This window comes from Monashia sp. HAY1-2A (assembly GCF_056755315.1).
Genome location: NZ_JBNDHY010000117.1, coordinates 1 through 13,681 on the forward strand (window position 1 = coordinate 1; position 13,681 = coordinate 13,681).

Here is a 13,681-nt window from a genome sequence, read left to right on the forward strand (position 1 = left end):
CCTGCGCCCAATGCGTGCAGGTCCGCCGCCCCAGGAGTGCGGGCATCCGCCACGGGTGCGTCGAGCAGTGCCCACTCGTGCGGCCGGCGCGCACGTCTGGGGGAGACGCGCGTTCCTCGGGCATCCGCCCTGCGCCGACCGCAAGACGGCTGTTAACCGGTCGTACCCCTGAGACCGGTTGGCGTGCCGTGCCGCGACGCGTCAGACTGCCGTCGTGTTCAAGTACGTCGTCGACGACCGGGAGCTGCCGACGCAGGTCGCCGGCCACCCGGCGCTCGAGCTGTGCAACACGAGCGCCGGCTGGGACCTGCCGACCGGGCGCCGCGGGGAGTACCTCACCTCCTACGACGACCTCGCCGTGTGGGCCCGCGAGGTCGGACTCGTCGACGAGGTGACGACGGTCCGTCTCCGGCGGGGCGCCGCGGCGCACCCGAGCCGGGCCAGGGCGATCCTTCGTGAGGTGCACCGGCTGCGCACCGACGTCCACGACCTCGTCCTCGGAGGGGCCGGCCCGGCTGCGCTGGGTCGCTTGGGCGGTCTCGCGGCTGAGGCACGCCAGTGCCAGGCCCTGGAGCGCACGGCGGCCGGGGTGCGCTGGGCGTTCACGCGCGACGCCGGGCTGCACGAGCCGCTCTACGCCGCAGCCCTGAGTGCGGCCGACCTCCTCACTGCGGACGGGTCCGTCGCCGTGTCGGCGTGCCCCGGCGAGGGGTGTGGCTGGCTCTTCCTCAACCCGACGGGCCGACGGCGCTGGTGCATCATGGCCGTCTGCGGAAACCGGGCCAAGGCACGCGCCTACGCCGAGCGGCACGCGTCGACCCGCGCCGGCGCAGCGGACCGACGCTGAGGCACCCGGCCCGCGGACGACGCGAGCCCCCGCCGGTGACCGGCGGGGGCTCGGACGGGTCGGCCGCGTCCGGACCCTTTCGGCGCAGGGTTCGTCAGAACGCGGACTCAGGGATCTCCATGAGGTCGTTGTCGGTGGCCTCGGCGATGGCACGCTCGGCGGCGATCTTCGGCAGGACGTTCTTGGCGTAGAACGAGGCCGCGGCCACCTTGCCGGTGTAGAAGTCGGCGTCCTTGCCGGTGGCGCCGCCGTCGAGGGCCCGCTGCGCGACCTCGGCCTGGCGCAGGAGCAGCCAGCCGACGACGAGGTCGCCGGCCGCCAGCAGCAGGCGCGTCGTGTTCTGACCGACCTTGTAGAGGTTGGTCACCTCGCCGCCCGTGCGCGGGTCACTCTTCACGAGGTCGTCGATCATGTGGCCGAGGATGCCCTGGACGTCCTCGAGCGCCTTGCCCAGCAGCTCCCGCTCGGCGTCGAGCGAGCCGCCGAGGTCCTTGGCGAACTCCTGGATCTGGCCGGCGACGTGCTGCAGGGCCTGGCCCTTGTCGCGGACGATCTTGCGGAAGAAGAAGTCGAGGCCCTGGATCGCGGTCGTGCCCTCGTAGAGCGTGTCGATCTTCGCGTCGCGGACGTACTGCTCGATCGGGTAGTCCTGCAGGAAGCCCGAGCCGCCCAGTGTCTGCAGCGACTCGGTGCCGAGCAGCACCCACGCGCGCTCGGACCCCAGACCCTTGACGAGCGGCAGGAGCAGGTCGCTGACGCGGCTGGCCAGGTCGGCCTCGGAGCCCTTCTCGACCGCCGCGGCGGGGTTGCCGTGCTGAGCCTGGTTGACGGTGTCCTGCTGGGTGGCGGTGTAGACGACGAGAGCGCGCAGGCCCTCGGCGTACGCCTTCTGGAGCATGAGCGAGCGACGCACGTCGGGGTGGTGGGTGATGGTGACGCGAGGGGCGGACTTGTCGGTCATCTGGGTCAGGTCGGCGCCCTGGACCCGCTCCTTGGCGTACTCGAGCGCGTTGAGGTAGCCGGTCGACAGCGTCGCGATCGCCTTGGTGCCCACGAACATCCGGGCGTTCTCGATGACCTTGAACATCTGGGCGATGCCGTCGTGGACGTCGCCGAGGAGGGTGCCCACCGCGGGCTCGCCGTCGCCGAACGTCACCTCGCACGTCGTCGACACCTTGAGGCCCATCTTGTGCTCGACGTTGGTGACGTACGCGCCGTTGCGTTCGCCGAGCTCGCCGGTCTCGAGGTCGACGTGGAACTTCGGGACGATGAACAGCGACAGGCCCTTGGTGCCCGGGCCGGCGCCTTCGGGGCGGGCGAGGACGAAGTGCACGACGTTGTCGACGAGGTCGCTCTCGGCACTGGTGATGAAGCGCTTGACCCCCTCGATGTGCCAGGTGCCGTCGGGCTGCTGGATCGCCCTCGTTCGTCCAGCGCCGACGTCGGAGCCGGCGTCGGGCTCGGTGAGGACCATCGTCGTGTGCCACGCCTTGTCCACGATGTGCTTGGCGAGCTTCTTCTGGTCGTCGGTGCCGAGGTGCCAGAGCAGGTTCGCGAACGAGTAGCTGGCCGTGTACATGTGGATCGCCGGGTTGGCACCACAGACCATCTCGGCCACGGACCAGCGCAGTGACGCCGGCACGACCATGCCCCCCAGCTCGGCGGGCACGTCGAGGTTGCCCCAGTCCCCGTCGACGTACGCGCGGAAGCTCTTGCGGAACGAGTCCGGCATCGCGACGGTCCTGGTGGCCGGGTCGTAGACGGGCGGGTTGCGGTCGGAGTCCAGCAGGCTGTCGGCCAGCTCGTGCTCGGCGAGGCGCGAGACCTCGCGGAGGATGTCCTTGGCGGCGTCGACGTCGAGGTCGGCGTAGAGCCCCTGACCGAGGATCTCGCCGCGGCCGAAGACCTCGAAGAGGTTGAACTCGAGGTCGCGCACGTTGCTCTTGTAGTGGCCCATGGGCTTCTCCACCGTTCTTGTCGCTGGGACCGCCGGACGGTCCCCTGGAGCCGTGTGTGGACGGCCACCCGGTGGCGAAGCGCCCATCGGCGGGCGCCACCAAGTTACTGGCCGGTCACTTCCATCATGCTACCGACCGGTAATGAACGCAAGGGGAGGCGCGCCCGACGGGGCGTCGGTCAGGGCGCGCCCGCCTCCTCGCGACCCGCGAGGCCGAGGAGGACGAGAAGCTCGGCCAGGCGTCCCTCGAAGAGCTCCTCGGCGTCGTCGATGGCCCATCGCAGGTGACCGAACGCCTCCGTGGCGACGGCGCCGTAGAGACTCTGCCAGCAGTAGACGTAGAGCATCGCCGCGTTGGTGTCGATGGGCAGCCCGGCTCCGTGGGAGAACTCGTCCAGCTGGGCGCGGATCCGCTCGGGGATCGGGCGGCTCCAGCGGATGCCGTGGCCCTCACCCTCGATCTCGGCGAAGACCTCGAGCCACACGAGGGCGAAGCTCTGGCCGCCGTCGGCGGCGCCGTGCTTGTCCTCGTGGTCGACGACGACGCCGGGGATGGGGGCGCCGAAGAGGAGCGAGAACTCGGGCACGTGGTCGAGGGCCCAGCGTCGGAACGCTCGGGCCGTGTGGGCGAGCCGGTCGGCGGCGCTCGCCCCCTGCTTCTCGTCGCGGACCGCGTAGAGGTGGGCGCCCAGCTGGCTGTAGAGGTCGACGCAGACGCGCGCGAGCAGCGCCTCGCGCGACTCGAAGTAGCGGTAGATCGCCGGGGCCGTCATGCCGACCCGCTCGGCGACGGCGCGCACGGTGACCGCCTCGACGCCGCCCCGGACGAGCAGCTCGCGGGCTGCCTCGCTGAGCTCGGCCTGGGTGGCTGCGAACAGCCGCTCACGGCGGGTGGACTCGGTCTTGACGACGTCCGGCACAAGAGAACTATAGTTGATCGCATCCGTTAACAACATTCACCAACCAGAGCCATAGTCATCGGAGATAACCATGTTCCAGACCTTGGGCCGCGTCGTCACCGACGGTCGCCGCGTCGTCGTCGCCCTCACCGTGGTCCTCGCCGTCGCCGCCGGTGCCTTCGGCCTCGGCGTCTTCGGCTCCCTGACCAACGGCGGCTTCGACGACCCCGCCAGCGAGAGCGGCCGCGCCGCCACGCTCCTGCAGTCGCGCATCGCCCGCACGTCGCCCGATCTCGTCGTCCTCCTCGACAACCCACGGCGTACCGTCGCGGACCCCGCCTACCGCGCCGCCGTCGACACCGCCCTGGCCGCGCTGCCGACGCAGGACGTCGTCAGCACGCACACGTACTGGAGCACCGGCAGCGACGCGTTCGTCGCCGGGGGCGGCCACACCACCTACGCCGCCGTGACGCTGCGCGACCCCCAGGCCCTGACCGAGGACGCCGCGGCCGTGGACACGCTCCGGTCGAGGCTGACCGACGCCGGCTACGACGTCCGCCTCGGCGGTCCCGCCGGCGCGAACCTCGACATCTCCCACCGCGTCGCTGCCGACATCGGACGTGCCGAGTCGCTCTCGATGCCGATCCTGCTCCTGTTGCTCGTCGTCATCTTCGGCAGCGTCGTCGCCGCGTCGCTGCCCCTTCTCGTCGGCGGGCTGTCCATCGTCGGGGCGTTCGCGGCGATCCGCGTCGTCACCGCGTTCACCGACGTCAGCATCTTCGCGGTCAACCTCGTCACGATCCTCGGTCTCGGGCTGGCCATCGACTACGGCCTGCTCATGGTCGGGCGGTTCCGCGAGGAGCTCTCAGCCGGCCACGACCGCATCGAGGCGACGCGTCGGACCGTCTCCACCGCAGGACGAACCGTGGCGGTGTCGGCAGCCACGGTCGCGGTCGCCCTCTCCGGCCTGCTCCTGTTCCCGCAGACGTTCCTGCGCTCGATGGGCATCGGCGGCATCGCGGCCGTCCTCATCGCCGCCGCCGCTGCAGTCCTCGTGCTGCCGGCGGTGCTCGCGATGCTCGGCACGCGCGTCGACCGCTGGTCGCTGCGTCCCCACCGGGTCGAGCGAGGCACGGGCTTCTGGTCGCGGCTCGCCGAGCTGGTCATGCGGCGTCCTGTCGCCTTCCTCGCGTCGGGGCTGGCGGTGCTCGCCGTCCTCGCAGCACCCTTCCTCGGCGTCCGGTTCGGCGGCGTGGACGAACGGGTCCTACCGGCCGACGCCGAGGCCCGCCAGGTGAGCCAGGTGCTCGCGCAGGAGTTCGGCGTCGCCACGACCAGTCCCGTCGTCGTCGCCGCGACGCTCGACGCGCCGGTCGCGTCGGCACAGGGCAGGGCGACGCTCGACGGGTACCTCACCGACCTCCGCGCCCTCGAGGGCGTCACCCGCAGGCAGGTCGTCGGCGCGGACGGTGACCTCGCGGCCGTTGCCGTCACCTACCGCGGCGAGTCGCTCGACCAGCAGGCCAAGGACGTCGTCGCCGGCGTGCGGGGACTGCACGCCGACGGCGTCCGGCAGGCGCTCGTCACCGGACCGACGGCCCAGCTCATCGACCGGCTGGACTCCATCGGCTCCACCCTGCCGCTCATGGGGCTCGTCGTCGCCGGCGCCACGTTCCTGCTGCTCTTCCTCGCGTTCGGCTCGCTCCTCATGCCGCTCAAGGCCATCCTGCTCAACGTCGTGACGCTCGCGGCCACGCTCGGGGTCGTCACGTGGGTGTTCCAGGAGGGGCACCTCTCCTCGTGGCTCGGCTTCGAGTCCACCGGCTTCGTCGAGGCCACCCAGCCCATCCTCGTCATGACGCTGGTCTTCGGCCTGTCGATGGACTACGAGGTGTTCCTCCTCTCGCGCATCCGCGAGCAGTACGACCGCATCGGCGACAACCGCGCGGCGGTCGCGGCGGGTATGCAGCGCACGGGGCGGATCATCACCTCCGCGGCGCTGCTCATCCTCGTCGTCATCGGGTTCTTCTCGGCGTCGTCGATCATCTTCATCAAGCTCATCGGTGTCGCGATGATCGTCGCGATCGTCCTCGACGCGCTGCTCGTGCGGATGGTGGTGGTACCCGCGACGATGCGGCTGCTCGGTGACGCCAACTGGTGGCTGCCGGGCCCGCTCGCTCGCGTGTACTCCCGCTTCGGCATCCGCGAGGAGGACGACACCGTCGGCGGTCCGGACACGTCCGGCTCGTCGGAGGCGTCGGGCAGCGGGACGCCGCGGCCCGAGCCTGTGGGCGTGCGCTGAGCCGGCTAGGGATGCACGAAGGGCCCGGTCGCGAGACCGGGCCCTTCGCCACTGGAGCAGGCGGCACGAATTGCACGTGCGTCTTCCTTCTGGAAGAAGGCTGTTCTGCTACTGAACTACACCTGCGAGGCGTCGCCCACCGTAGCCGACACCGTCCCCGGGCGTCCAACCCGCCGCTCCGGGCGGCGGGTTGGGTCAGCCGTGCCGGACCCGGCGCGCGAACGCCGTGGACCGAGCCCGCAGCTCCTCGACGCGTCGCTGCACCAGGGCGTGGGGGTCGAGGCCGCCCTCGAGCGCGTTCGGCAGCCGGCGCACGTGCGCCGAGCAGCTGAAGTCGGCGTGCACGAGGGTGCCCAGGCTGTTGCCCTCGCGGCCGGCGGCACCGCTCCGTCGAGCCACGAAGAGCGACACGTCGCTCGTGGCGAAGACGTCCTCGCACCACGCGCACATGGCGGTGCGGCCCCCCTTCCGGCCGGCCGCCCGGAGCACGAAGCCGATCGGCTCGTCGTCGACCGGGACGACGGCATAGGCGCGCTGGGGACTGCCGCGGTCGGTCCAGCCGAGGTAGTCGAGGGCGTCCCACTCCTCGGCGGTCATCGACTCCAGGCGGTGCGGCATGGGCGCCTGCCTGGCCTCTCGACGCGAGCAGTTGACCAGGGAGGTGTGGATGTCGTTCTCGGACAGGGGTTTCACGATGGTTCCTTCGTGGCGCGGGTCGGCGGCAGGTGGGTCGGGAGAGCTCAGCGGTGGAACCGGTCCGCTGAACAGGCCATGGTGGCCACCCCCCTCCGCGGGCTCACCCGCTCACGACGACACGACGCCCGGCGTCCGAGCGCGAGGCGTCGACCATGGTGCGCCGCCGGGACCGGAGACGTCCACCGCATTTCCTCCCGGGCGGCCTGCCGGGCGCCGAGTCCTGTCCGCCGGTGGGGCAGTCCGGCAGGACCACGGACAGGAACGGGGGCTCAAGATGATGCGCACCGCCACGTCGCACCTCCGACCGGGCGACCTCGTCTTCTTCATGTGCCTCCACTGGCGGGCGGGGCGCGTCCGCTGACGGTGGTCGGATCCGACGTTACGGCGCCGTCCGGATGCCACCGAGAACGCCTCCTCAGCGAAGACGTCGACGAATCCGCTTGAGGTGCAATCGGTCCCACGCCTTCCCGAACTGGTCCTCGGCTCGGTCGGCGCGCCGTTCCTCCAGGGCGTGGAGCCGGCCGAAGGTGAAGCCGTTCTCGCCCGCGAGGTGGGCGCGCACGCCGAGGTCGCGCAGCACCGCGCGCGCGACGACGGCGTCCTGGTGCTCTCCGAGAGCGGACTGGACCCGCTTGGCCCGCTTGGCAAGCCTGCGGCCCCGCTTGCCGACCATGGGTACCGCGCTCTCGGCGGCGTAGCGCAGCCGCTTGGCCTTCTTGCGCACCTCGTGGAGAGCCGCGTCGTGGTCGTCCCCTTCGTGCCCCGGGACCTCGCCCGCACCCCGGCCCTGAGCGGACTCGTCGGCAGGTTCGGCCTCCTCCGCCGCGCGCAGCCGGCTCGCCGCCTTGCGCACACGCTTGGCGTCCCGGGCCAGCAACCGGGGCACGGCGTCGCCCGCCGTGACGTCCTCGGACCCCGCCGCCAGGGGCGGGCTGTCGACGAGGGAGTCGAGCGCATCGAGGAGCCGGAGGTACCGGTCGCTGTCGAGCGCCTCGCGTGCCGCGGTGAGGCCGGCCTGCTCGGCGGCACCGAGCTCGCCCACCAGGCGTGACACCACCGGCCCGAGGACGAGGTCGGCCGGCTGCGCCGCGACGGCTTCCTCGAGGTGGGTGCGCAGGACGTGGGCGTCGCGGGCGGGTCCGAGGACCTGCCCGAGCCACCGGAGCTCCTCGCGCAGGGGGTCGACGGCGTCGGGCCTGAGGAGAGGGCGGTAGGTGGTCAGCGCGGCTCGGAGGCGGCGGGCGGCGATGCGCATCCGGTGGACGGACTCCTGCTCGGAGCGGCGTAGACCGCGGTCGTGCCGGTAGAGGTCCTGCAGGTGCGTTGCGAGGTGGGCACTCAGCACGGCACCGACCGGGCCCGCTGCGACCTCCTCGCGGCTCAAGGCTTCCGCGCCCATGGCGGTGTCGGCCAAGGATGGGGGGACGCGGCCGGCGAGCGTCCGTGCCAGCTTGGACCGGCTCGTCGACCGCTCCACGCCGGCTCCGCGGAGAGCGTCCTCGATGGCGTCGAGCGTCTCGGCCGTGCCGTCGAGGAGCTCCACCTCGGCCTCACGCCACTCCTCGGGAGGGGTCGAGGTGCCACCGGTGCGGTCGAGCGGCTCGGCGGTCACGTGGTCGTCGGTGACCGACGCGAGCCGCGTACCGTCCGGGGCCACGAGGGTGCGCTCGAGCCGGCGGCTGCGGATCCGGGCCACCGGCTGCAGGGCGCGGCCGCGGAGCAGACCCCGCAGCCGGTCGACGAGCTCCTGCGGCGGCGTGTCGGCCACGCCGTGCGACGGTGCCGGCATCGTGACCTCCACGCGCGTGTCGGCCGCGTCGGTGTCGGGCAGCTTCAGCGTCCACCCGTCGTCGTCCCCGCCGCGGCGGACCCGCAGCGTGACCACGTGGCGGAGCAGGTCGAAGCCCTCGGTGTCGAAGTAGACGGCCTCGAGGTCGTGCCTGACGGGCGCCGACACGGCGGCGACGCCGTCGACGGCGAGCAGGTCGGGCAGGTCGGCACCGGGGTCGATGTCGTACTTCCGCTCCGCCTCGTCGTGCCGCGACGCGTCGTCCATGGCCGGCCTCCTCACGCAAGCGTCCGGCGCGGGGCACGGGCCCCGGCCCCGGGTCTGTCTTCCTGACGCGTACCCGCGGACGCGGTGCGCCGACCGGGATGAGGGAGGTGGCTACTGGGGCGGTGCGTCGACCGATAGAGCCGACCTATCGGTCAGCCTGCAAATCCGTCTTGGACGGTCGCAGCCGACACCGTGTTCCATGGATGACATGCCGAGCAGCCACCCCGTCGCGCTCGTCACCGCGAGCGATGGGGGCCGGTGCCCTTGCCCGGCCCCGGCCGTGGCCCGAGCAGGAAAGGTGTAGTCGTGGTGCGAGTCGAGACCCCGAAGAGGCCAGGAGGCTCGCCGGTTCCTCCACCGGCGCCCGGCAACCCGTGGGCGCGGAGCCTGTGGCTCGACGGGGTGGTCCAGGGTCTGACGCCGAGAGAGCAGCTGGCGGGCGACCACACCAGTGACGTCGCGATCGTGGGGGCCGGCTTCGGCGGCCTGTGGACGGCGTACTACCTCAAGAAAGCCGACCCGTCGCTGCGGGTCACCGTGGTAGAGGCCGAGATCGCCGGGTTCGGCGCTGCCGGTCGCAACGGCGGCTTCGTCTCGTCCGGGATCGCCGGCAGCGGCGCGCGCTACGCACGACGCAGCGGTTGGGACAGCGTCCATCGTGCCGAGCGCGAGGTCCTGCACGGGATCGACGAGATCGGCCGCGTCGTGTCGGCCGAAGGCATCGACTGCGGCTACAACAAGGCGGGGGCGCTCACCGTGGCGACCACCGAACCGCAGCTGCAGCGGGTGCGCGCCCGGATCGAGGCGAAGCACCGTTCGGGTCTCGGTCCCGAGGACATCAGGTTCGTCACCGCCGACGAGTGCTCCGAGTTCCTCCACGGGCCCCAAGGTCTACTCGGTGCGTCCTACACGCCGCACTGTGCTCGAGTGGACCCGGCACGGCTGGCACGCGGACTGGCGGAGGCCTGTGAGCGGCTGGGCGTCAAGATCTACGAGCAGAGCCCAGCAGAACACCTGGGCCCCAAGGTGGTGCGGTGCCGCAACGGACGGATCTCGGCCGACGTCGTGGTCCGGGCGACGGAGTCCTACACGATCCGTGAGCGAGGCCAGCGACGCAGCTTCCTGCCCCTGTACTCCTTGCTCATCGCCACCGAGCCGCTCCCGCAGGAGACCTGGGACGAGCTCGCGTGGCGGGACGGCATCGGGTACTCCGACATCGGGCACCTGTTCTACTACGCCCAGCGGACGGTCGACGGTCGGATCGTGGTCGGCGGCCGAGGAGCGCCGTACCGACTGACCAAGCCCGTTTCCCCGGAGAACGAGCAGAACGCCCGCGTCTACGAGCGCCTGGTCCAGACCCTGCATGAGGCATTTCCCGCTGTGGCGCAGGCTCGGATCACCCACCACTGGGGCGGCTCCCTGGCGGTTCCCCGCGACTGGTGCATGCGAACGACGTTCGACCGCACCACGGGAATGGGATTCGTCGGTGCGTTCGGTGGTCACGGCGTGACCGCCTCCAACATCTCCGGCCGGACGATGCGCGACCTGATCCTGGGCCACAGCACAGACCTGACGTCGCTTCCCTGGGTCGGCCACCACACCCGGAACTGGGAGCCCGAACCTCTGCGGTTCATCGCCTCGATGGCCATCCACAGGACCCTCGCGTCCGCTGACGCGTACGAGGAGCGCACCGGGAAACCGGCGAAGCGCGTACGGCTCGTTGCGCCGTTCCTGCCACCGGGCCACTAGCCGGTCCCAGCCGTTCACCGACCCCGCCTTGCCCTGCTGACCCCGCGAGAGGACACCCATGCCCAGCCTGTACCACCAGCCCCCCACCGCCGTGACCGCTCCGCTGGAGCCCAGGGGCCAGCGCGAAGGGGCCGACAGCGGTGACCCCCAGATCGCCTGGACCGCCTTCGACTCGTCGGACGACGTCAGGGTCGGCGTGTGGGAGGCCGCGCCCGGCGGCTGGCCCATCGTGAACCGCGAGAACACCGAGACGTGCTACATCGTCGCTGGGCGCGCCACGATCACCGACGACAGCACGGGCGAGAAGACGGAGATCTCCTCCGGGCACGTGGTCACCTTCCCGAAGGGATGGTCGGGTCGCTGGGACGTCACCGAGACGATCAGGAAGGTCTACTGCATCGTCGTGCCGGGCACCGACGGGTGAGCGGCGCTGCGCGCCTGCGCAGGCTGACCGGTGACGGTGCTCGTCAGTCCGTGTCCGGGGTCGCTCCGGCCGCCTCGGCCAGCGCCACGAAGGCCCCGGCCGCCGGGCTGAGTCGGTGGCGCTGCCACACCAGCGCGACGTCGAGCCTGTCGTCGACCGCCAGGCGCCTCACCTGCAGGCCGACGGCATCGGCCAGTGGGCGCCACGAGTCGGCGACCACGGCCGCGCCGACCCCGCTCAGAACGAGGGGCAGGAGTCCCTCGCGGTGCTCGATCTCCACCACGATCCGACAGTCGGTGGCGGCGATGATCGCGTCGGCGACTCGCCGCATCCCCGTGCCCGGCTGACCTGCCACCAAGGGCAGGCCCCGCAGATCGCTCATGCTGAGATCGTCGTGGCCTGCCGGCAGGTTCGCGTCGTCGCGTGCGACCAGGACGAACGACTGGGTCTCCAGGGGCAACCGGTCGAGGTCGCTCAGGGCGTCCGCCGGGCCGCTCGTGGCGACCACACCGACCTCGGCGGCCCCGCGGCGCAAGGCCTCCCGCACGTCGTCGGACCGGGGTGCCGCACCGACGGCGACCCCTACGCCCGGGTACCGTTCCACGAACGATGCCACCAGGCCCGTCAGCGGGCTGACCACCTGGGACGGCATCGAGGCGATCCTCAACCGGCCCCCACGCAGGCCGTCGACGGCAGCCACCGTCTCCCGGGCCACGTCGATCGCACGGACCACCTCGCGCGCCGGACCCACGAGCGCCACCCCGGAGGGGCTGAGCACCAGACCTCGTCCCTGACGGATGAACAGTTCCGTGCTCAGCTCGGCCTCGAGCCGGCGGATCGTCTGCGTGACAGACGGCTGCGCCACGAACAGGTGCTCGGCTGCCCGATGGACGGTTCCGTGGTCGACCACGGCAAGGAACTGGCGGAGCTGCCGGACGTCCATGGTGCCCCTTTCCGCGCCTCAGCGCGTCTCCTGGCCGCTCGTGCCCACTCTGCCCCTGTGCCGCTCTCGTGCCATCGGTGCGGGCGGGCCGACCGCAGCATATCGATAGCCAGAAGCTATCGAAAGCAGCGCCCGGGAGCTCCCGCGGTGCGCAGCGCGGACCGTCGACCCGCACTCGGCCTGCGGTGGCTCGACCCCCGGCGCCCGTGCGCCGAGCGATAGAGAGCGCCTATCGGTCAGCCTGCAAATGAGTCTTGGACCGCACCAGTGGTCACCGTGTTCCATGGATGACATGCCCACCAGCCGCCGCATCGCGGGGGCCGGGGACGGACCGGTACGAGCGTCCACGCAGCCAGCGGTCCGGGCCGTGCGTGATCCCACGGATGCCCGGGAGGTCGAGACGCCCACGGGAGGTTCCCAGGGCTGACGCCGGGCGGGCAGAGGGACGATCGCGCCCGGCGATGACATGACACATCAGCCGACGGGCCGGACGGGCCCGTCACCGAACCACCGACCCGTGAGAGGACCCTTGATGAGCGACCCGACCTTCCGGCCGAAGTACGTCTCGTTCGACTGCTACGGCACGCTGATCAGCTGGCCGATGACCCCGATCACCAAGGAGCTGGTCGGCGACCAGATCCCGGCGGAGCAGTGGGACCAGTTCGTCGCCGAGTTCCGCGGCTACCGCTACGACGCGGTGAACGACGCGTACTACCCCTACGAGCAGGTGCTGCAGAGCGCCTTCGACCGGGTCTGCCGCAAGTGGGGCATCGAGTCCGACCCCACGGCGGGCAAGCGGTTCGCCGACGGCGTCCGCAGCTGGGGCCCGCACCCCGACGTCGTCGAGCCGCTGAAGAAGATGGCCGAGCACTACAAGCTCGTCATCCTCTCCAACGCCAGCAACGACTTCCTCGAGGAGAGCGTGCCGCGGCTGGAGGCGCCCTTCCACGCCGTCTTCACCGCCGAGCAGGCCGGCTACTACAAGCCCCGGTACGCCGCGTTCGAGTACATGCTCGACCAGCTCGACGCCAAGCCCGAGGACTTCGTCCACGTGTCCTCGCACACCCGCTACGACCCGCTGCCGATGCACGACATGGGCTTCCGCAAGCTCGTGCTGCTCGACCGTGGCTGCGACCCGGTGCCGCCCGGCTACGGGCTCACCGTGGTGAAGTCCCTGGACGAGCTCAACACGATGCTCGGGATCTGACTCCAATCCTCCGGGAAGGGGGCCGACGAATGAAGGTATGGACGTTGACGGTCAATGGTGACCTGCGCGGGATCTTCGCCAGCGAGGTGAACGCCGTGGAAGCACGGTTGCGACTTCTCGCTTCCGACCTCGAGAACCCGCGGCTCGCAGTCCTGTCCATCGGTCAGTGGAGCGTGCAGTGACCGAGTACCGCTCTTCCGCAAGCCATCCCGCATCTGCGGTCCGTTCCCATCGTGGGTGCCTTCCCATGAGTCTGCGAGTGAGGACAGCAGTCTGATGACCGAGATCGGGTGCATCGCCGACGACTACACGGGAGGCACCGACGTCGCCGCTGGGCTGCGTCGGGCCGGGCTGCGCGTCGCGCTGGTCTTCGGCGTACCCGCTCCGGGGCAGGCCCTTCCCCCCTGCGATGCGGCGGTCGTGGCGCTGAAGGTCCGCACGGCCCCAGTAGAGACGGCGTCGACGGAGGTCGCCACTGCCCACGACTGGCTGACGAGCCAAGGGGTTCAGCACTTCTACTACAAGTACTGCTCCACCTTCGACTCCACGCCCGAGGGCAACATCGGCCCGATCACCGACCTCCTGCTCCAGCTCACGGGAA

At 71.3% G+C, this 13,681-nt stretch carries 12 protein-coding genes and 1 tRNA gene; 7 read left to right on the forward strand and 6 right to left on the reverse strand.

Going from position 1 to position 13,681, the window contains the following annotated elements; translation table 11 throughout:
• The first annotated feature begins 214 nt into the window (after positions 1–214).
• A complete protein-coding gene (locus ACPYOM_RS16070) occupies positions 215–847 on the forward strand; it encodes a CGNR zinc finger domain-containing protein (RefSeq protein ID WP_481346728.1) in 633 nt (210 codons plus the stop codon).
• Between the two features lie 94 nt (positions 848–941).
• Here ACPYOM_RS16070 and ACPYOM_RS16075 read toward each other — a convergent pair whose 3' ends face one another.
• Together ACPYOM_RS16075 and ACPYOM_RS16080 are read right to left on the reverse strand one after the other, a co-directional pair.
• Positions 942–2,804, reverse strand: a complete 1,863-nt coding sequence (locus ACPYOM_RS16075; protein ID WP_481346729.1) for an acyl-CoA dehydrogenase — start codon at positions 2,802–2,804, stop codon at positions 942–944.
• A 179-nt stretch (positions 2,805–2,983) separates the two neighbouring features.
• Positions 2,984–3,760, reverse strand: a complete 777-nt coding sequence (locus tag ACPYOM_RS16080; protein ID WP_481346730.1) for a TetR/AcrR family transcriptional regulator — start codon at positions 3,758–3,760, stop codon at positions 2,984–2,986.
• A 34-nt stretch (positions 3,761–3,794) separates the two neighbouring features.
• Between ACPYOM_RS16080 and ACPYOM_RS16085 the strand changes: the two genes are divergently transcribed.
• Complete coding sequence (locus ACPYOM_RS16085; RefSeq protein ID WP_481346731.1) at positions 3,795–6,005, forward strand: MMPL family transporter; 2,211 nt, start codon at positions 3,795–3,797, stop codon at positions 6,003–6,005.
• Between the two features lie 52 nt (positions 6,006–6,057).
• On the opposite strand, the gene ACPYOM_RS16090 is transcribed toward ACPYOM_RS16085, so the two are convergent.
• The 3 genes from ACPYOM_RS16090 to ACPYOM_RS16100 all read right to left on the reverse strand — a co-directional run bounded on the left by ACPYOM_RS16090 (position 6,058) and on the right by ACPYOM_RS16100 (position 8,757).
• Positions 6,058–6,131: transfer RNA gene (locus ACPYOM_RS16090), tRNA-Gly, on the reverse strand.
• A 69-nt stretch (positions 6,132–6,200) separates the two neighbouring features.
• Positions 6,201–6,698, reverse strand: a complete 498-nt coding sequence (locus ACPYOM_RS16095; RefSeq protein ID WP_481346732.1) for an FBP domain-containing protein — start codon at positions 6,696–6,698, stop codon at positions 6,201–6,203.
• A 418-nt stretch (positions 6,699–7,116) separates the two neighbouring features.
• Positions 7,117–8,757: a CYTH and CHAD domain-containing protein gene (locus tag ACPYOM_RS16100; RefSeq protein WP_481346733.1), complete on the reverse strand. Its 1,641-nt coding sequence runs from the start codon at positions 8,755–8,757 to the stop codon at positions 7,117–7,119.
• A gap of 309 nt (positions 8,758–9,066) precedes the next feature.
• Between ACPYOM_RS16100 and ACPYOM_RS16105 the strand changes: the two genes are divergently transcribed.
• A complete protein-coding gene (locus tag ACPYOM_RS16105; protein WP_481346734.1) occupies positions 9,067–10,506 on the forward strand; it encodes an NAD(P)/FAD-dependent oxidoreductase in 1,440 nt (479 codons plus the stop codon).
• A 58-nt stretch (positions 10,507–10,564) separates the two neighbouring features.
• Positions 10,565–10,930, forward strand: coding sequence for a cupin domain-containing protein (locus ACPYOM_RS16110; protein WP_481346735.1), 366 nt, complete (start codon positions 10,565–10,567; stop codon positions 10,928–10,930).
• A gap of 43 nt (positions 10,931–10,973) precedes the next feature.
• Here ACPYOM_RS16110 and ACPYOM_RS16115 read toward each other — a convergent pair whose 3' ends face one another.
• Positions 10,974–11,873, reverse strand: coding sequence for a LysR family transcriptional regulator (locus ACPYOM_RS16115; protein WP_481346736.1), 900 nt, complete (start codon positions 11,871–11,873; stop codon positions 10,974–10,976).
• Between the two features lie 532 nt (positions 11,874–12,405).
• Between ACPYOM_RS16115 and ACPYOM_RS16120 the strand changes: the two genes are divergently transcribed.
• From ACPYOM_RS16120 to ACPYOM_RS16130, 3 genes are all read left to right on the forward strand, one after another.
• A complete protein-coding gene (locus ACPYOM_RS16120; RefSeq protein WP_481346737.1) occupies positions 12,406–13,080 on the forward strand; it encodes a haloacid dehalogenase type II in 675 nt (224 codons plus the stop codon).
• Positions 13,081–13,109: 29 nt separating this feature from the next.
• Complete coding sequence (locus tag ACPYOM_RS16125) at positions 13,110–13,262, forward strand: hypothetical protein (protein ID WP_481346738.1); 153 nt, start codon at positions 13,110–13,112, stop codon at positions 13,260–13,262.
• A 94-nt stretch (positions 13,263–13,356) separates the two neighbouring features.
• Positions 13,357–13,681, forward strand: a 325-nt coding sequence (locus tag ACPYOM_RS16130; protein ID WP_481346739.1) for a four-carbon acid sugar kinase family protein, incomplete at its 3' end; no start/stop codon positions are given.

Coding starts and splice junctions, on each gene's coding strand:
- ACPYOM_RS16075 (WP_481346729.1), bottom strand. CDS start 2,804: ATGGGCCACTACAAGAGCAACGTGCGCGACCTCGAGTTCAACCTCTTC.
- ACPYOM_RS16080 (WP_481346730.1), bottom strand. CDS start 3,760: ATGTTGTTAACGGATGCGATCAACTATAGTTCTCTTGTGCCGGACGTC.
- ACPYOM_RS16085 (WP_481346731.1), top strand. CDS start 3,795: ATGTTCCAGACCTTGGGCCGCGTCGTCACCGACGGTCGCCGCGTCGTC.
- ACPYOM_RS16100 (WP_481346733.1), bottom strand. CDS start 8,757: ATGGACGACGCGTCGCGGCACGACGAGGCGGAGCGGAAGTACGACATC.
- ACPYOM_RS16110 (WP_481346735.1), top strand. CDS start 10,565: ATGCCCAGCCTGTACCACCAGCCCCCCACCGCCGTGACCGCTCCGCTG.
- ACPYOM_RS16115 (WP_481346736.1), bottom strand. CDS start 11,873: ATGGACGTCCGGCAGCTCCGCCAGTTCCTTGCCGTGGTCGACCACGGA.
- ACPYOM_RS16120 (WP_481346737.1), top strand. CDS start 12,406: ATGAGCGACCCGACCTTCCGGCCGAAGTACGTCTCGTTCGACTGCTAC.
- ACPYOM_RS16125 (WP_481346738.1), top strand. CDS start 13,110: ATGAAGGTATGGACGTTGACGGTCAATGGTGACCTGCGCGGGATCTTC.